Genomic DNA, 17,591 nt, shown 5'->3' on the forward strand with positions numbered 1-17,591 from the left:
GGCCGGCGTCAGCGTTAATCGCGCCGTGAAGGCATTCGTGTGCTACCTGCTCGGAGTAGACTCTGCGCTTTCTATGCAGGTGCCTCTGCTTTCCGATGGGGCTTTAGTGGAACAGCGGGTCGAGATTCCGGATCTCGACCCGCTGTCCGCGTGGTTATCAGTCGTGAGGCTGCTTACGCGGTTTGCTCCGGCAACTAGGTGTATTACAACTAGGCCGGGCTGGCGGAGCTGTCCTTGCCGCGGACCATACGCTCCAGCTCGTCCTCTTCTGGCTGGGACAGGTAGCGCTCCAATGAATCATCCAGCTCGCGAAGCCACGGGGTGTGGTGCTCGCAGGCCATGGTGCCGGTCATGACCGAACGATAGACCTGGTCGCGGTAGTTCAAGATGTTGTGCTGTTTGTCGTTCTTCCACGCCAAGAAGATGCGGGTTACCTCGTCCAGATCGAACATCGGGTAGTCGGTCTGCTCTATGAGGTCTCGAATGTAGTCGGCCTGGAAACGGACTTCATCTGCTGCGCTGCCTAGATTCGCCAAGCGCTGTGTCCATTGCGCCATGTCAAGTTTCTGCTCGGCCTCGGAAGGAAGCTTCGCATCGCCGAGGATGACATCGCGGACGTACCAGGCCTGGGCATCGAACATGTTGAAGGTGAACCACTGGTCCTGGGCGCCCAGGTAGAACAAGTTGTTGTTCGCTTCGCTGACAACGCCGCGGTACAGGGACTTGGGGTACAAGTTGTTGGGAGAGGACAGCGCCAAATCCGATGGCAGGAACGGGTAGTGGTGCAGGTATCCGGTGCACAGGATGACTGCGTCGAACTGTCGCTCGGTTCCGTCCGCGAAGTGGGCTGTGCTCCCTTCGAACCGCTCGACCAGCGGGCGTTCCTGGATGCCCTCGGGCCAGTCGTAGCCCATCGGGGCAGTACGGTAGCTCATGGTCACCGAGCTGGCACCCATCTTGAATGCCTGGATGCCGATGTCCTCGGCGGAGTAGCTGGCGCCGATCAACAGGACGTTGCGGCCGGCCAGCCGTTCCGCACCGCGGAAATCATGGGCGTGGATCAGCGTTCCCGGGAAGGTTTCGATTCCGGCGAAGTCCGGAACATTCGGGAAGCTGAAGTGGCCGGACCCGACGACGACCTTATCGAATTCGCTGCTTTCCGTTTGACCGGTTTTCAGGTTTTCAATCGTGACGGTGAACTTCTGGGTACCTTCATCGAACTGGACCCAGCGCACGACGGTCGAGAATTGGACGTACTTCTTGACATTCGACTTCTCGGCGCGGCCGTTGATGTAGTCCCACAGCACCGCACGAGGTGGATATGAGGAAATCGGACGGCCGAAGTGCTCATCAAAAGTGTATTCGGCGAACTCCAAGGCCTCCTTGGGACCATTGGACCATAAATTGCGGTACATGCTCGAATGGACTGTCTCACCATACTTGTCGATGCCCGTGCGCCAGCTGAAATTCCACTGGCCACCCCAGTCATCCTGTTTTTCGTAGCAGACGATTTCCGGGACCGAACGACCGGCTGTGCGCGCCGACTCGAAGGCTCGCAGTTGAGCCATTCCGCTGGGTCCTGCTCCGATGATTGCAACGCGTTGTGACAAGCGTACCTCTCCGGCATTTCAGCCTAATAAGTTACTCCTTGCGCGGCGAAAAAATGTTCAAAATCGACTGGGCTGCGCCACGCTGAACCCCAAATAAGCACCAGCCGAAACCCGGCGGGTCACGCTGAAAAAGCTCCCACGCGCCGGGTGTAAATCTCGTCAGGAATCGAGTGCGATGGATCAAGTATAGCAGATCGTCGATGCACTGGATCGTAAAGTCCCAAATCAACGAGTATTTTGCTGCGAATAAAACTTATGGAGTGAAATAAGATGACAAGCTCAGGGTGGCATCCGCTGTCCAACTGGCACCCTTGTGCACCGGGTCGAATTGCGGTCTATTCAAGCCTGAAAAGCCCCTTGTTTTGTGGATCAATTCGCATTTTTCTCGACGTGATATTCCGCTGAAATACACCTGGATTCACCTCACGCGCGGAGGGGCGCGCCTTGCTGGTTGCACCTTTCGTGCGCCGTTGCTTCTGGAGGGTTGCCCCTGGGCGGGTGCAACGTCGCAAAGATGGCGAGATCGGATCTTTAAAAACATATTTATTATCGCGTTTAGCTTGTTAAGTCTGTTATATTGGGCGTGGCGACGAGGCCCTCTGTGACGCAGCTGCTTGCTGGTCGGCGGGAGCGTCCGCCGACGACATCTGACATATGATGGCAGCTTGCTGCCGTCAGAACAGGGAAGCGGGCAAGCATGAGCAATCTATTCGACCTCACGGGCAAACTGGCCTTGGTCACCGGATCATCACGGGGTATCGGCAGGGAACTGGCCCGGGCCTTGGCAGACGCGGGTGCCGACATCGTCCTGCATGGCCGCGACGCCGACCGGCTGGCAACCACGGTCGCCGAATTCACCGAGCTCTATGGGCGAGAGCGTATCCACTCTGCTTGCTTCGACGTGACGGATGACGAGTCGGTCAGTGCCAATATCGAGGACATTGAGAAAGGCATCGGCACTCTGGACATCCTGGTGAACAACGCCGGAATCCAGCACCGCGTCCCCTTGCTTGAGCTCGAGGTCGCGGACTGGCAACGAGTCATCGACACCAACCTCACCAGCGCCTTCCTGGTCGGCCGGGCCGTTGCCCGCGGCATGGTGCAGCGAGGCGCCGGGAAAATCATCAATATCTGCTCCGTCCAGACCGATTTGGCGCGACCGACGATTGCCGCCTACACCGCGGCCAAGGGCGGACTGCGCAACCTCACCCGCGCTATGACCGCTGAATGGGCCGGCTCCGGGCTGCAGATCAACGGCATCGCCCCGGGCTACATTCATACCGAAATGACGCAGAACCTGGTGGACGACGAGCAATTCAACTCCTGGATCCTGGGCCGCACCCCCGCCGGGCGCTGGGGCACGGTCGCGGACTTGGCCGGGCCGGCGGTCTGGTTGGCGTCCGAGGGATCCAACTACGTCAACGGGCAAACTATTTTCATCGATGGAGGCATGAGCGTTGTCGTCTAACCTGAACGAACAAACCTTGGCAGTGGTGGCCCACGCCGCCGGAGACCTCCGGGTGGAGCAGATCCACCTGCCCGCTCCCACCGCGGACCAGGCGCGCGTCGCCATTGCCTACGGCGGCATCTGCGGCTCGGACCTGCACTACTGGAGCCACGGCGCCGCCGGCGAATCCATCCTGAAGGCGCCCATGGTGCTCGGGCATGAAATCGTCGGCACCGTGGTGCAGGCCGCCGCCGACGGCACCGGTCCGCAGGCCGGTGCCCAGGTAGCAGTCCATCCAGCGACCCCTGCGGGCACCGGGGAACCCTATCCGGAGGGCCGCCCTAACCTGTCCCCGGGGTGCACCTACCTGGGTTCGGCCGCCCGCTTCCCGCACACCGAGGGAGCTTTCGCCACCGAAGTGAACCTGCCCGCGCGCATGCTGCGCGAACTTCCCGCCGGGCTGTCCCTGCGCGACGCTGCACTGGCCGAGCCGGCCGCGGTGGCCTGGCATGCAGTCTCCCGGGCAGGGGAGGTGGCCGGTAAACGCGTCCTGGTGATCGGGGCAGGCCCCATCGGCGCGCTGGCCGTCGCCGTGCTCAAGCGCGCCGGCGCGGGGGACATCATCGCGGTGGACATGTACGATGCGCCGCTGCACGTCGCCGCCGAGCTTGGCGCGACCCGCACTCTGCGTGCCCCGGAAGCCGGGGACATCGCCGGCATCCACGCGGACGTGGTCATCGAAGCGACCGGGAACTACCGCGGGCTGGCCTCGGCCGTGCGCGGCGCGGTCCGCGGCGGGCGAGTGGTCATGGTGGGGCTGCTGCCTTCCGGCGAGCAGCCGGCGCTCATTTCGCTGGCCATCACCCGGGAACTGGAATTGGTCGGATCCTTCCGTTTCAACGATGAAATCGACGAGGTGCTGCAGGCGCTGGCCGATGGATCGCTGCAGATCGGCGCCGCGGTCACCCATGAGTTCCCCGCGTCCGAGGCCTTGGCCGCCTTCGAAACTGCCAAGGATGCTTCCGTCTCCGGCAAGGTGCTGCTGGACTTCCGGTAGACATCGCAACGCAACGGTCCGCGACATGATCCTGCCGCGGGCCATCGCGTATCCCAGTCAGCCTGCCAGTGCCAGCGGTTGCTTCGCCGCCGGCCCTGCCCCGTGCCTAGAGCGCCTTGTACTGCTGTTCGGAATCAACCGACTGCACGCAGTCAAGTCCCTTGAGCTCCTTAACCCGTTCATCCGCAGCCTGGCCGATCACCTGCCCCAGCATGCCCAGTACCTGCTGGACTTGCAGCCCATGGGACTCCAGCTGGGTCACCGCGGCGGGCATGTTGCTGGTGTAGGTCTCGGAAATCGTCACGATGAACGTGCGCTGGGAAGCCATGATGCTAGGCCTTCTCCTGCGCCGGTTCCGGCGACCTGGTCAGGCCCGCTCCCACGTCAACGGAGAACTGCTCCAAACGCCGGGCCTGCTGCACCAGCTCGGCCCACAGCTCGCGGGCGCGGTACCCGGTCGCCTCGGCCAGCAGCGCGGCCACGCCGGCCACGTGCGGGGTGGCCATCGACGTGCCGCTGATCGTGTTGTAGCGCTGCGCGCCCGGCCACGAGGAATAGACCTTGACGCCGGGACCGGAAATGTCCACCTGTCCGCCGCGGCCCGGAAGTGTCCTCGCGGAGAACGGCGCGATCTGCAGGCCGGAGTCCAGCGCGCCGACCGCCATGATGTACGGGCTGTTCGCCGGCGCACCCACGAATCCGGGATCGTTGGAAGCGCGTTTCGCGTTGTTGCCCGCCGCGGCGATGATCAGGGTTCCCTGTTCCAGCGCGCGGCGCCCGGCGGTGACATAAGGCGGATGCACCTCGCGCACGTCCGCGCCGAGGGACATGGAAATGACGTGGCATTCATTCTGCAACGCCCAGTCGATGCCGGCCAGGATCATCGAGTCGGTGCCGGACCCATTGGAACCCAGCACCTTGCCAGCGAAGATTTCCGCGCCGGAGGCGACCCCGTAGCCGCGGCCGCCTTCGACTGCGCGCGGCCCGCAAGCGGTGCCGATGCAGTGGGTACCATGGCCGTGGCCGTCCGCGGCGTCCTCGCCGGCCGCGAAGGACTTGGTGGTGACGCTGCGCCCGGCGAAATCGGGGTGCTGGGTGTCGAAGCCGGTATCCAGCACCGCAACCTTGATGCCGGCGCCGGTGTACTGCGAATTCGCGGCCTGGACCGCTTGCAGCCCCCAGGTGAACTCGTCGTTGTCCGCATAACTCGTGGGTTCGTCATCGGCTTCAGCGAGGATCCGGTAGATCCGCTCCGGGACCACGCGGGCAGGCATGTGCTCGCCTGCCACTCGGGCTGAAAAATCATCCAATTGCTCCGGGGGAGAATCCACTACGGCGATGCCCAGACGCGGAAAATATTCCGTTGTCTCGTAGCCGGCGGCCGACAGCAAGTTGGGCACCTTGTCTTCAAGGGCTGCAATACCAAGGGTGGATGAATGGGCAGTTGTCGGCGAATCGAAAATCAGGACGTAGCGGCCGGGAACTTCCGCGGTGGGTTGGCTTTCTGGGGTAATCATGACGCACTCCTCGCTCGGGTACTTAGCACTGTAGCCCCAGTGCACCGACAGATAAAGGGGTTGGCCCACGCTCGCTGGTCCAGCCGATCAAGGCCATCGGATAACCATCGGCATGGTCTGGCGCGGAAACAACGAAAGCTCCAGAATCGGGAATACTTGATCCCATGACCGCCGCAGAAAACCTGAGCTTCCAGACGCTCGCACGCCGAGGCCACCACGGTTACCGCCAGTACCGCATTCCAGCTTTGGCGGTCACGACCGCCGGCACCGTATTGGCCGCCTATGACGGCCGCCCCAACCTGGACGACCTGCCCAACACCATCGACCTGCTGCTGCGACGCAGCACCGATCACGGACAAACCTGGGAAAACCAGCAGGTGATCCGCACCGGTTCCGGCCTTGAAGGCTTCGGTGATCCCAGCCTGCTGGTTGACGCCGACACCTCGCGAATTTTCTGCTTCCACGCCGCCGGCACCCGCGCGGGATTCTTCGAATCCGCCGAAGGGGCGCAGCCCGTGGACGAGGTGCAGCACGTGGACCTCTCCTACTCGGACGACGACGGGAGGACCTGGTCGCATCGCCGACTGACCGCGCAGCTGAAGCGGCCGGGCATCACCGGCATCTTCGCCGCCGCCGGCGCGGGGATCCAGCTGCGCACCGGCCGGCACGCCGGACGCCTGCTGCAGCAGATGGTGGTGCTGTACCACGGGCGGATCCGCGCCGCCTCGGCCTACTCCGACGACCACGGCGAGAGCTGGCGGCTCGGCGAGCTTACAAGCGCCGAAGCGAACGAGAACAAAGCGGTCCAGCTGCCCGACGGGCGGGTGCTGATGAATTCCCGGGCTCCGGACCAGCGGCTCCAAGCGGTGTCCACCGACGGCGGGCACCGCTACGGCGAGCTTGCGCCCGTGACTGACCTGCCGGATCCCGGGGACAACGGAAGCATCTGCGCCCTTCCCTCCGACGGAGGGCAGCTGCTGCTGCTGACGAACAACCGCGACGCGGCCCTGCGCCGCAACACGGTGTTGAGTGTGTCCTTCGACAACGGAGACCACTGGAGCCCGGTCCAGTCGATCTGCCCCGGCAGCAGCGCCTACTCCACCGCCGCGCTGCTGGCCGACGGCTCGCTGGGGGTGCTGTTCGAACGCGACGGCTACCAGGACATCGTCTTCACCAAGCTCGAACCCGGGAGTCTTGCCCCGACCGCGCTCGCCGAGGCCGCCGCGCGGTACCGGGAGGATCCGGGCAGCGAGTTCACCATGGTGCTGCGCTCCATCACCCCGGCACGGCCCGAGCGCTGGACCAGCATCGGCGAGGAGCACGTCATCAGCGCCACGGCGGGGGACTGGGCAGGGCACACCTGGAAGGAAATCGGCCAGGGGTACCAGGACGGAGTGCAGGTCCTGGGATCCCGCGAAGCGCAACTGACCAACTATGGCCCGGTGCTGCCGGGGTTGCGCGCCGGGGACATGCTGGCATTCACCGGGCGGTTCGTCAATTCCTCCGAGCGGGCTCTGGAGGTGGAACTGCTCGGGAACTACGACCGTGCCCCCGGCACAGGATTCGGGCCCGCCAGCGTACCGGCCGGCGGCCAGCGGCTGTTCTTCACCCCCACTTACACCGTGACCGCCGAGGACCTGCGCGCCGGCCGCGCCAGAGTGGGCTTCGAGGTCCGCGGCGGCTCAGGAAGCTGGAGCCAGGAGTTCGAGGTGGACACCGCCGCCGGCACCATCCGGTCGCTTCCGGCGCGCTGAGCACCGGAGCTTCGCTGGGAGCCGGCCGCAGTGATTGCCAGCGGTGCGCCGACATGTGAGGATCGAAGGACACCTACGCGTGAAAGGCGATCGATGAATCCGGAAACGATTGTTGTCATTGGCGCGGGGCTGGCCGCGGCCACCCTGGTCTCCGAGCTGCGCTCCCGCGGGTACGACGGGGTGCTGCGGCTGATCGGGGACGAAGCCTCGCTGCCCTACGAACGCCCGCCGCTGTCCAAGGGCTACCTGCAGGGCAGCGACACGGTGGAGGACTTCACCGTGAATACCGCCGCCTGGTACGCGGAAAACCATGTGGATCTGCGCCTTGACACGCACGCCATCAGCATCGACCGCAAGCACCAGCACGTGGTGCTGGCCGACGGCACCACCTTGGACTACGACGCGCTGGTGCTGGCCACCGGCGCGCGCTCGCGGCTGGGCGGGGAGGAGCCGATGGCCGGGCACGACCTGCCCGGGGTGCATACGCTGCGCAGCCTGGCGGACGCGGACGCGCTGAAAACCGAGATCACCCAGGGCAAGCAGGTCGCGGTGGTCGGCTCGGGCTGGATCGGCATGGAAGTCGCCGCCAGCGCCCGCTCGCTCGGGGCGCGGGTGACCGTCTACTCCCCGGACGAGGTGCCGCTGGCCAAGGTCTTCGGCGAACGCTTCGGCCACCACCTGCTGGAGCTGCACCAGGGCCACGGCGTGGATGTGCGCACCGGCACCCGGGTGCAAGGCATCGAGCTGGCCGACGGGCACCTGCAGGTCATCTCCGACATCGGCAGCAGCCGCGCCGACGTGGTGCTGCTGGCCATCGGCGCGGTGCCCAACGTGGAGCTGGCCGAAACCGCGGGGCTGGACGTCGACCGCGGCGTGGTGGTGGACGCCTCGCTGCGCAGCAGCGACTCGAAGATCCTGGCCATCGGGGACGTCGCCCAGGCGTTCAATACCCGGCTGCGCCGCCAGCTGCAGGTGGAGCACTGGGACAACGCGATCCGCCAAGGCAAGCTCGCGGCCGCCACGCTCACCGGGGCCGACCAGGCCTACGACTGGCTGCCCTACTTCTTCACCGACCAGTACGACCTGGGCATGGAGTACGTCGGGGACGCCGCGCCGGGGGACGAGACCGTGCTGCGCGGCTCCGAGAACGAGTTCATCATCTTCTGGCTGCGCGAAGGCCGGATCACCGCCGCCGCGAACGTGAACATCTGGGATGTGAACGACACGCTGCGCGGGCTGGTGGGCCGGCAGATCGATCCGGCGCGGCTGGAAGACACGGCCATCGAGCTGGGGGACCTGTAGGCGTGCCGGCCCCAGGCGACCTGGAGGTCACCGTCCCCGGGGTGTCGATCGGGCACTGGAGCACCGAGGGCACCGGGTGCACGGTCGTGTTGTTCGACCAAGGCACCGTCGCCTCCGTGGAGGTGCGCGGCGGGGCCCCTGCCTCCCGCGAGCTGGATGTGCTGGGCCCGCTGATGACCGTGCAGCAGGTCGACGCGGCGCTGCTCACCGGCGGGTCGGCCTTCGGGCTGGCCAGCGCGGACGGGGTCATGCGCTTCCTGCAGGAACAGGGGCGCGGGGTGCAGACCCCCGCCGGGCGGGTGCCCATTGTGCCCACCTTGGGCCTGTTCGACCTAGCCGAGGGCACCGCGCGGCCGGATGCCGAGTCCGGCTACCTGGCCGCCGCGGCCGCCGCCGCGCCCGAATCCGCCGGGAGGGTCGCCGTCGGGGCGCTGGGCGCCGGCACCGGGGCCCGCGCCGGACGCTGGCGCCGGGAGGACTCCTACCCGGGCGGGCTGGTCTACGCGGAGCAGCGCCTCGGCGAGCTGGTCGTCGGCGCGCTGTGCGCGGTCAACGCCTTCGGCGACGTGCTGGCTCCGGGCGAGGAGCCGTCCCTGGACTCCGTAGCGGTGTTCGAGGCGCTGGCCGCGGCGGCCCGCAGCGGCGGGGCGCAGCCCCCGCGCACCAACACCACCATCGGGGTGGTGTTCACCAATGCGAAGCTGGACAAAACCAGCTGCCACCTGATCGCCCAGGGCGCCCATGACGGCCTGGCCCGCGCCCTGCAACCGCCGCACACCAGGCTGGACGGGGACGCGTTCATCGCCGCCGCCACCGGACGGGTGGACGCGGACGTGGACACGGTGCGCTTGCTGGCCCTTTCTGCCACCGCCCGCGCCATCGCCTGCGCGGCGCGCAAAGATGCCTGATGGCGGAGAACAGGGTAATTTGGTAGTCAGAACGAAGGAGCGCCAATGAGCACTGTTGTAGTCGGCATCGAACCCGGCCAAGCCCCATCCGTCCTGGCCACCGCCGCGTCGATCGCCGCGGACCTGAGGGCCAAGGTCCAGGTGATCTACGCGGATTCCGGCCGGTACGTCACCGAACGCCTTCCGGAAAGCAACGTGCTGGGCACCGCAGAAGCCGACTTTCCGGCCGAGCTGGCCGAACTGGTCGCCGAGCACCTGGCCGGCGTGGACTACGAGCTGCACAACGTGCCAGGCGATCCCGCCAAGGTGCTGATGGCAGTGGCCGAGGAGGTCGACGCACGCATGATCGTGATCGGCACCCGCCGCCCGGGCATCCGCAACAAGCTGGCCCAGTTCATCGACGGCTCGATTGCGGTGGCGCTGGCGCAGAAGCAGACCCGCCCGGTGCTGGTCGTCCCGCAGCAGATCATCAACCTGCCGGAGGCCTAGGCCGTGGATTTGGCGATCGTGGGCTCCGGCTCGGGCAACTCGTTGCTCACCCCCTTCTGGGACGGCAAGCAGGTCGCGATCGCCGAATCCGGCGTCTTCGGCGGCACCTGCCTGAACGTGGGATGCATCCCCACCAAGATGTTCGTCAGGCCCGCCCAGCTGGCGCGCACCTGGCAGGAAGCCGAGAAGCTCGGGATCCAGCTGCCCCCGGGACGTGCCGACTTCGCCGCCATCCGCGACCGCATCTTCGCGCGCATCGACCCGATCTCCGCCGGCGGGCTGGACTACCGCCAGCAGGCGGACAACGTCCGGCTGCTGGGCCGCGTGCAGCTGCTCGACGAGCACACCCTGCTCACCGAGGAGGGCGAGAAAATCCACGCGGAGCAGATCGTGCTGGCTGCCGGATCCTCCCCGGTGCTGCCGGACATCGAGGGCATCGACCTTCCCGGGGTGCACACCTCGGACACCATCATGCGCATCGAGCAGCCCCGGCGGTTGCTGGTGATCGGCGCCGGATTCATCGCCTGCGAATTCGCGTCGATCTTCGCCGGGCTGGGCACCGAGGTGACCCAGCTGGTGCGCGGGGACAAGCTGCTCAAATACCTGGACGAGGAAATCTGCGAGGCTTTTAATACCCAGGTTGACTGGGACGTGAAGCTGCATGCGGAGCCGCGGTCAATTGCCGCCGGGCCGCAAGGGCTGAGCGTGCGCACCGAGGCCGGGACCTTCACCGCGGACGCCGTGCTGGTCGCCACCGGACGCCGCCCGAACACCGAGTTCACCGCGCCGGCGGGCCTTGACTTGCACCCGGACGGCCGGCTGCAGGTGGACCAGTTCCAGCGGGTGATGCGCAGCGGAGAACCGGTCCCCGGCCTCTACGCGCTGGGAGATATCAGCAGCGAGCAGCAGCTGAAGCACGCGGCCAACCACCAGGCGCGCGTGGTCGCCCACAACCTGGAGCACCCCGAGGACCTGCGCGAAGTCTCGGAAGCCGACATCCCCGCCGCGGTCTTCACCCACCCGGAAATCGCGCATATCGGGCTGACCGAGGCCCAGGCCCGCGCCGAAATCGGCGAGCATGCCACGGCCAAGACCCAGAAGTACGCGGACACCGCCTACGGCTGGGCCATGGAAGACGAGCAGGGCTTGTTCAAGGTCGTCGCGGACAAGCGCGACGGACGCATCCTGGGCGCCCACGTGCTCGGCTACGAGGCGGCGAACCTGATCCAACCGCTGGTCACCGCCATGAACCTGGGCATCGACGCGCACACCCTGGCACGCGGGCAGTACTGGATCCACCCGGCGCTCATGGAAGTCGCGGAGAACGCGTTGCTGGGGCTGGAGGTCCCGGAGTCAGGAAGGCTCTAGGGCCGCAGCTGCGGCTCGAAGTACAGCGGGGCGTGCGCCTTGCACCCGGGGTTGAACAACGCCTGGCAGGCCGGGCAGGACCCGGTGCCCAGGTATTCGGCCGCTGTCATCTCGTGCCCGCACACCCCGCAGAGCACCGCCGGTTCGGTCCCGCGCGCCGCCGGCCACGGCACCGCCGGGTGGTCGGCCAGCTCCCGGTGGCACAGGTGGCAGGGGTACCAGGCATCGCAGCAGGCATGGCGCAGCGCGATGACGTCGATGAGCTGGCGGTAGTGCGCGCAGCGGGTCTGCGAATCCATGTCCACCCCGCGCACCTGCCGGGATCCGCTAGCCACGCAGCATGACCTTCAGGCAGGTGCGCGCCTCCATGGCCGCATAGCCCTCGGCCACCCGGTCCAGCGGCAGCACGCTGTCGAAGACGCGGCCGGGGTTGGCCCGCCCCTCCAGCACCCCGGGCAGCAGGTCGCCGATGTAGCTGCGCACCGGGGCCACCCCGCCGGTCAGGGTCACGTTGGGGCCGAAGAACTCGCGGCCCACCGGCCCGGTGGCGTACTGCGGCACACCCACCCGGGAGATCGTCCCGCCCGGGCGCACGATGCCGATGGCCTGCTCGAAGGCCGGCAGCAGCCCCACGGCTTCCAGCACCTTGCCCGCGCCGTGGCCGGTCATCTCGCGCACTGTGGCGATGCCTTCCTCGCCGCGCTCGGAGACCACGTCGGTGGCCCCGAACTCGCGGCCCAGGTCCGTGCGGTCCGCGTGCCGGCCCATGAGGATGATGCGCTCGGCGCCCAGCTGGCTGGCAGCGAGCACCGCCAGCAGCCCCACCGCGCCGTCGCCGATGACCGCCACGGTGTCGCCTTCGCAGACCCCGGCGCTGCGCGCGGCATGGTAGCCGGTGCCGTAGACATCGGACAGCGCCAGCAGGCTGGGAAGCAGCGCGTCGTCGACGGCGGCGTCGACCTTGAACAGCGTGCCGTCGGCCAGCGGGACGCGGATGGCCTCGGCCTGGCAGGCGGAGTCCCGGGAGTTGGTGCGGCCCCAGGAGCCGGCGCGCAGGCAGGAAGTGGTCAGGCCCTGCAGGCAGAATTCGCAGCTGCCGCAGTTGATGGTGAAGGGGGCGATCACGAAGTCGCCGGGCTTGAGAGTGGACACTGCGGAGCCTACCTCGGCGACCCGGCCGACGAATTCGTGGCCGATCGGGCGGGCGGCGACCGCCGGGCCGTGGTAGTGGTGCAGGTCCGAGCCGCAGATGCAGCTTGCGGTGATGTCGACCAGGGCGTCGGTCGGCACCAGCAGCACCGGATCCGGCACCTCGCGCAGTTCAACCGCGCAGTCTCCGAGCAGATAGGTGGCGCGCATGATGCTCCTTGCGTTGGCATGGGTTGCTGGTTCAAGCCTAGGATGTGAGCATGTTCCTTTCCAACCTCCGTGAAGCAGGGGGAATGCCCGCCGCGGGCGGGCGCATCGCCGCCGGGGTGCTCTTCCGCTCCGCCGCCCCGCATCTGGTCGACCAGCAGCTGGCCGACTGGGTGGCGCAGCAGCGCATCGAGCGCATCTACGACCTGCGCAGCACCCAGGAGACCGCATACCTGCCCGGTTTCCCTGCCAGCTTCGCCGGCACCATCCGCACCCACCTGCCGCTGCTGGAAGGCGCGGTGGGCCACCTGTCCACGCTGGATGAGATCTACGAGCCGCTGGTCGAGCTGCACGGCCCCACCTGGGCCACGCTGGCCGCGGGCATCGCCGAATCCGGCGCCACCCTGGTGCACTGCACCGCTGGCAAGGACCGCACCGGCGTGGGCGTGGCCATGGTGCTGATGGCGGTGGGCGCGGACAAGGACGCGGTCATGGAAGACTACGCCGCCTCCACCGCGGCGCTGTCCGGGGACTGGCTGGCGGCCATGACCCGGCGCATGGGCGAGCACGGGGTGGCGATGACCGAGCAGATGCGCACGCTGCTGGTCGGCACCTCCGTGGCCGGACTGGACAAGGCGCTGGACGCGGCCCGCCGCACCGGGTCGATCGCCGACTACCTGCTCTTGCACGGGCTTGGCCGCGCGCAGCTCGAAACCCTGGGCGAGAAGCTGGTGGTGGCCAGTTGAGCGCTGAGAACGCGGGTCCACGGGCCTTGGCGGCGCTGACCGACGAACGGGTGTTCGGGCTGCTGGCCCAGGCCCCTGCCACGCGCACCGAGATCTCCGCGCGGCTTGGCATCTCCAAGCCCACCGCGTCGCAGTCGATCCTGCGCCTGCAGGAGTTCGGGCTGGTGTCCGAGGGGCGTTCCAGCGCCGAGGGCAAGCGCGGTCGCATTCCCGAACGCTACGCCCTGCGCACCGCCTACGGGCACGTGCTGGGGGTGGATCTGAGCGCCGAGCGGCTGGCGCTGCGTGCGAGCGACGTGACCGGCACCGTGCTGGCCGAGCGCATCAGCCCGGTGCAGACCTCCACCGGCGCCGAGCAGCTGCTGGACACCGCCCGGGCGCTGCGCGACGAGCTGCAGGCCGAGCTCGGCTCGCCGCGGCTGGCCGCGGGCATCAGCCAGGCCGCCCCGGTGCTGCACGGCGAGGACGGCACCACGCGGGTGGTGCCCACCCCGATCTTCGCGGCGTCCGGCGCCGATCTGGCCGGGCTGTTCGATTCGCCTGCCACGCTGCTGGACAACGACGTGAACTGGATGGCGGTGGCCGAATACTCCCGGCGCGCCGGCTCCATGCTGCTGCTCTACCTGGGCGCGGGTCTCGGCTCCGCGCTGGTGATCGAGGGCCGGGTGTACCGCGGGCGCCATGGCCTGGTCGGCGAGCTGGAAACCCAGCGGCTGCAGGGACGCACCCTGCTGGAGCACCTGGACTCCGGGGGATTGGTGGGAACCAGGGTCCTGTTCGAGAAGCTGAGCGACCCGCAGATGTGGCCGGCGCTGCTTGAGCCGCTGGGGCAGGTGCTGGGCAACCTGCTCGGCTACCTGGATCCCGACGCGCTGGTGGTCACCGGCCCCGGGGCCAGCGCCGCGCTGACCGAGAAGCTGGCGGAGCGGCTGCGCGGCATCGTGCCGCTGGCAGGTCCCGACATCGAGTATTCGCCGCAGGGCGGGACCGGGGCGTTGGACGGGGCCCTGGCCGCCGCGCGCCGCCGCGCGCTGGCCGAGCTGTGGAGCGCCTACCGCCACGCGTGAGCCGCCACGTCGCACCATTGACCGCAGGCCGGGCGCTAGATATTGTAAAGAGTCCTAAATATTTTGAATGGAGTTCTCATGCCAGCTTCCGCCTCGCCCTATGCAGCCATCGGCCTGGATATGGGCGGCTCGTCCATCAAGTACGGCATGGTGGACTCCGAAGGAAAACTCGTCGAGAGCACCTTCAGCCACGCGCCCACCCCTGCCGGCGCGCATCCGGACGCCGTCGCCCAGGCGATGGCGGACATTGTGACCGGCCTGCAGGAGCAGGCAGGCAGCGACCTGGCCGGCGTGCCGGTGGGCGTCACGGTGCCGGGCATCGTGATCGGCGGGGTGGTGCACTCCGCAGCGAACATCGACAGCGCATGGATCGGGCTGGATGCGGTCGCCCTGATCGGCGGCGTGCTGGGCCGCGAGGTGAGCGTGCTGAACGACGCGGACGCCGCCGGCATGGCCGAGGTCTTCGCCGGCGCAGGCAGCCTCGACGGGAGGCCGCGCGCCGGCAGCACCCTGGTGCTGACCCTGGGCACCGGCATCGGCTCGGCGTTCTTCCGCGACGGGCTGCTGTTCCCCAACGTCGAATTCGGCCACCTGGAAATCGACGGGGCGGATGCCGAATCCCGCGCCGCGGCCCGGGTGATCCGCGAGGAGAACCTGAGCTGGGAGCAGTACGTCCAGCGCCTGCAGCGCTACCTGGCCCACGTGGAATTCCTGTGCAGCCCCGACCTGATCGTGATCGGCGGGGCGGTCTCGGCGGACCACGAGAAATTCATGCCGCAGCTGAAACTGCGCGCACGCATCGTGCCGGCGCAGTACAACAACGCCGCCGGAGTGCTTGGAGCCGCGCACCGGGCGATGAACCACTAGCGGCCACCCGCCACCGAAATAGGAACCGATGCATACCATTGACCCCGCCGCCCGCCTCAAGCTCGTCGCCGTCGACATGGACGGCACCTTCCTGGACGGGGCAGGGATGATCCCCGACGAGGCCTGGCAGGTCATTGCCGACCTGCAGGAGCGCGGAGTGCATTTCGTACCCGCCTCGGGCCGCCAGTACGCGACCCTCAGCGAGCAGTTCGCCCGGCTGGGCGTGATCCCGATCATCGCGGAGAACGGCACCGTGGTGATGCGCGGGCAGACCGAGGTGTATTCGAACATCATCGACCCCCAGCCGGTGGCGGCGGTCGTCGACGCGGTACGCGGCCAGCGGGAGCTGGACGCGGGACTGGTGCTGTGCGGACGGCGCACCGCCTACGTGGAGCGCGGCGATGCGGCCTTCGCCCGGGCCATCGCTCCCTACTACCGCGCGGTGGAAGTGGTCCAGGATCTGCACCTGGTGCAGGATGACATCATTAAGATGGCGGTGAACGTGGGCACCGGCAAGGTCGCGCAGATGGCCGCGGCGCTGGATGTCCCGCTTCAGGTCGTGGTTTCCGGAAGCCACTGGGTGGATGCCATGAACCACGGCGTGCACAAGGGCCTGGCCCTGGGCCGGCTGCAGGAGTCGCTGCAGATCAGCGCCGAGCAGACCGCGGTGTTCGGAGACTACCCGAACGACCTGGAGATGATGGGCCGGGCGCGCTATTCCTTCGCCATGGCCAATGCGCACCCGCAGGTGGCGCAGGCGGCGAACTTCACCGCCCCGGCCAACACCGAACACGGGGTGCTGCAGGTGCTGCGCGCCTACCTGGAGGGGCGCAGCAGCCTGTAGCCGCCCTTAGCAGCCCACGTAGTGCCCGATGCCCGCCAGTGCCGCGCGTACGCCGGTGTCCAAGGCGCCGCGGTACTCGGGCAGGAAGAATGGCGAATGGTTGCCAGCCGGCGCCGGGTCCGACGGATCCGCACCGCCGAACATCCAGAACACGTTCGGCACCCCGATGGCGTCTCCCAGCGCGCCGAAGTCCTCGGAGCCCATCAGCGGGGCCACCAGCTTGACCCGGTCCTCGCCGAACTCGCTGGCCAGCGCGGTGGCGACATTGCCGGTCTGCTCCGGGTCGTTGAACAGGCGCGGGAAGCGGTACAGCGTGGTGATCTCGGGCTGTGGCGCGGCGGAGGCGGCCGCCTCCGCGGTGACGATGCGGGTCACCGCCGCCAGCACCTTCTCGCGCACCGCCTCGGTGAGCGTGCGGATGTTCAGCGTGAACACCGCCCGGTCAGGAATGATGTTCTCCTTCAGGCCCGCGTGGAAGGAGCCGCAGGTGACCACCGCGGCGTCCCGCGGATCCAGCTCGCGCGAGGTAATGGTCTGCAGCCGGGTGATGATGTGCGCACCGAGCACGATCGGGTCGATCGAGTCCTGCGGTTGGGAGCCGTGGGCCTGGGTGCCGTGCAGCGTGATCTCCAGCGAATCGGCCAGCGCCATGGCGGATTCAGGGGTTAAGTGGATGGTGCCTGCGGCGAAGGGGAAAACGTGCTGTCCCAGCACCACCTCGGGCACCGGGGCCTTGTCCCACAGCCCGTCGGCCAGCATGGCCGCCGCCCCGGCGCCGGTCTCCTCGCCGGGCTGGAACACCAAGACCACGGTGCCCGACCAGCCTTCGGTGCCCTGCGCCAGCACCGCCGCGGCGCCCAGCGCGCTGGCCACGTGGGTGTCGTGCCCGCAGCCGTGCATCAGCGGCACCTCGGTGCCATCAGCCAGCTGGCCTACCGCGGTGGAGGCGTACTCCGCGCCGGTGGCTTCCTTGATCGGCAGCCCGTCGGAGTCGGCGCGGAAGGCGATGACCGGGCCTGGCCCGTTGCGCAGCACGCCGACCACCCCGGTGCCGCCGCAGCGGAAGTGCTCGATGCCCAGCGCGGCCAGCCTCGATTCGATGTAGGCGGCGGTCTGGTGCTCCTGCATGGACAACTCGGGGTTTGCATGCAGGTGAAGGTAGTCAGCGTGGACGGCGGCCTGAATGTCGGCGGTCGGTTTGAGGGAGTGGCTCATGGCGGGGTCCTGGTTCCTTGTAGTGGCTGGTTCGCGGAAGGCAG

17 protein-coding genes are annotated in these 17,591 nt (G+C 67.8%); 11 read left to right on the top strand and 6 right to left on the bottom strand.

What is annotated here, in order from left to right; translation table 11 throughout:
• Positions 1-209: 209 nt before the first annotated feature.
• Complete coding sequence (locus tag RF641_RS06655; protein WP_424572817.1) at positions 210-1,568, bottom strand: NAD(P)-binding domain-containing protein; 1,359 nt, start codon at positions 1,566-1,568, stop codon at positions 210-212.
• Between the two features lie 739 nt (positions 1,569-2,307).
• Between RF641_RS06655 and RF641_RS06660 the strand changes: the two genes are divergently transcribed.
• Both RF641_RS06660 and RF641_RS06665 read left to right on the top strand, forming a co-directional pair.
• Positions 2,308-3,078: an SDR family oxidoreductase gene (locus tag RF641_RS06660; protein WP_047120032.1), complete on the top strand. Its 771-nt coding sequence runs from the start codon at positions 2,308-2,310 to the stop codon at positions 3,076-3,078.
• Complete coding sequence (locus RF641_RS06665; protein WP_047120031.1) at positions 3,068-4,114, top strand: L-idonate 5-dehydrogenase; 1,047 nt, start codon at positions 3,068-3,070, stop codon at positions 4,112-4,114. Before RF641_RS06660 ends, RF641_RS06665 begins: the two co-directional genes overlap by 11 nt.
• Positions 4,115-4,220: 106 nt before the next feature.
• Here RF641_RS06665 and RF641_RS06670 read toward each other — a convergent pair whose 3' ends face one another.
• Both RF641_RS06670 and RF641_RS06675 read right to left on the bottom strand, forming a co-directional pair.
• A complete protein-coding gene (locus tag RF641_RS06670) occupies positions 4,221-4,442 on the bottom strand; it encodes a hypothetical protein (protein ID WP_047120030.1) in 222 nt (73 codons plus the stop codon).
• A 4-nt stretch (positions 4,443-4,446) separates the two neighbouring features.
• Entirely contained in the window at positions 4,447-5,631 is a 1,185-nt protein-coding gene (locus RF641_RS06675; RefSeq protein ID WP_047120029.1) for a S8 family serine peptidase, read from the bottom strand.
• Positions 5,632-5,795: 164 nt separating this feature from the next.
• Here RF641_RS06675 and RF641_RS06680 point away from each other — a divergent pair, with 164 nt between their 5' ends.
• From RF641_RS06680 to RF641_RS06700, 5 genes are all read left to right on the top strand, one after another.
• The gene (locus RF641_RS06680; RefSeq protein ID WP_047120028.1) at positions 5,796-7,385 is read left to right on the top strand and encodes a sialidase family protein; all 1,590 of its coding nucleotides are present in this window, start codon (positions 5,796-5,798) and stop codon (positions 7,383-7,385) included.
• 93 nt (positions 7,386-7,478) lie between these two features.
• On the top strand, positions 7,479-8,687 hold the full coding sequence (locus tag RF641_RS06685) for an NAD(P)/FAD-dependent oxidoreductase (protein WP_424572818.1): 1,209 nt from the start codon (positions 7,479-7,481) through the stop codon (positions 8,685-8,687).
• A gap of 2 nt (positions 8,688-8,689) precedes the next feature.
• Positions 8,690-9,595: a P1 family peptidase gene (locus RF641_RS06690; RefSeq protein ID WP_424572819.1), complete on the top strand. Its 906-nt coding sequence runs from the start codon at positions 8,690-8,692 to the stop codon at positions 9,593-9,595.
• Between the two features lie 45 nt (positions 9,596-9,640).
• The gene (locus RF641_RS06695; protein ID WP_047120026.1) at positions 9,641-10,084 is read left to right on the top strand and encodes a universal stress protein; all 444 of its coding nucleotides are present in this window, start codon (positions 9,641-9,643) and stop codon (positions 10,082-10,084) included.
• Positions 10,085-10,087: 3 nt separating this feature from the next.
• Positions 10,088-11,452 carry a mycothione reductase gene (locus RF641_RS06700; protein ID WP_053798735.1) on the top strand — a complete coding sequence of 455 codons (1,365 nt, stop codon included), beginning with the start codon at positions 10,088-10,090 and terminating at the stop codon, positions 11,450-11,452.
• Here the strand turns inward: RF641_RS06700 and RF641_RS06705 are convergent.
• Positions 11,449-11,787, bottom strand: a complete 339-nt coding sequence (locus tag RF641_RS06705; RefSeq protein ID WP_424572820.1) for a CHY zinc finger protein — start codon at positions 11,785-11,787, stop codon at positions 11,449-11,451. The genes RF641_RS06700 and RF641_RS06705 overlap by 4 nt on opposite strands.
• Positions 11,780-12,811 (bottom strand): alcohol dehydrogenase catalytic domain-containing protein, encoded by a 1,032-nt coding sequence (locus RF641_RS06710; protein ID WP_424572821.1) that lies wholly within the window; start codon positions 12,809-12,811, stop codon positions 11,780-11,782. The genes RF641_RS06705 and RF641_RS06710 overlap by 8 nt, the downstream gene beginning before the upstream one ends.
• 50 nt (positions 12,812-12,861) lie before the next feature.
• On the opposite strand from RF641_RS06710, the gene RF641_RS06715 reads away from it, so the two are divergent.
• The 4 genes from RF641_RS06715 (at position 12,862) to RF641_RS06730 (ending at position 16,332) form a co-directional block, all read left to right on the top strand.
• Positions 12,862-13,554, top strand: a complete 693-nt coding sequence (locus tag RF641_RS06715) for a tyrosine-protein phosphatase (protein ID WP_047120023.1) — start codon at positions 12,862-12,864, stop codon at positions 13,552-13,554.
• The gene (locus RF641_RS06720) at positions 13,551-14,621 is read left to right on the top strand and encodes an ROK family transcriptional regulator (protein WP_082123975.1); all 1,071 of its coding nucleotides are present in this window, start codon (positions 13,551-13,553) and stop codon (positions 14,619-14,621) included. The genes RF641_RS06715 and RF641_RS06720 overlap by 4 nt, the downstream gene beginning before the upstream one ends.
• Positions 14,622-14,699: 78 nt before the next feature.
• A complete protein-coding gene (gene ppgK, locus RF641_RS06725) occupies positions 14,700-15,488 on the top strand; it encodes a polyphosphate--glucose phosphotransferase (RefSeq protein ID WP_047120021.1) in 789 nt (262 codons plus the stop codon).
• A gap of 28 nt (positions 15,489-15,516) precedes the next feature.
• A complete protein-coding gene (locus tag RF641_RS06730) occupies positions 15,517-16,332 on the top strand; it encodes an HAD family hydrolase (protein ID WP_113606948.1) in 816 nt (271 codons plus the stop codon).
• A gap of 6 nt (positions 16,333-16,338) precedes the next feature.
• On the opposite strand, the gene RF641_RS06735 is transcribed toward RF641_RS06730, so the two are convergent.
• Complete coding sequence (locus RF641_RS06735; protein ID WP_047120019.1) at positions 16,339-17,547, bottom strand: amidohydrolase; 1,209 nt, start codon at positions 17,545-17,547, stop codon at positions 16,339-16,341.
• Positions 17,548-17,591 lie beyond the last annotated feature (44 nt).

The organism is Arthrobacter sp. 'calajunan' (genome assembly GCF_046940185.1).
Taxonomy (GTDB): domain Bacteria; phylum Actinomycetota; class Actinomycetes; order Actinomycetales; family Micrococcaceae; genus Glutamicibacter; species Glutamicibacter soli.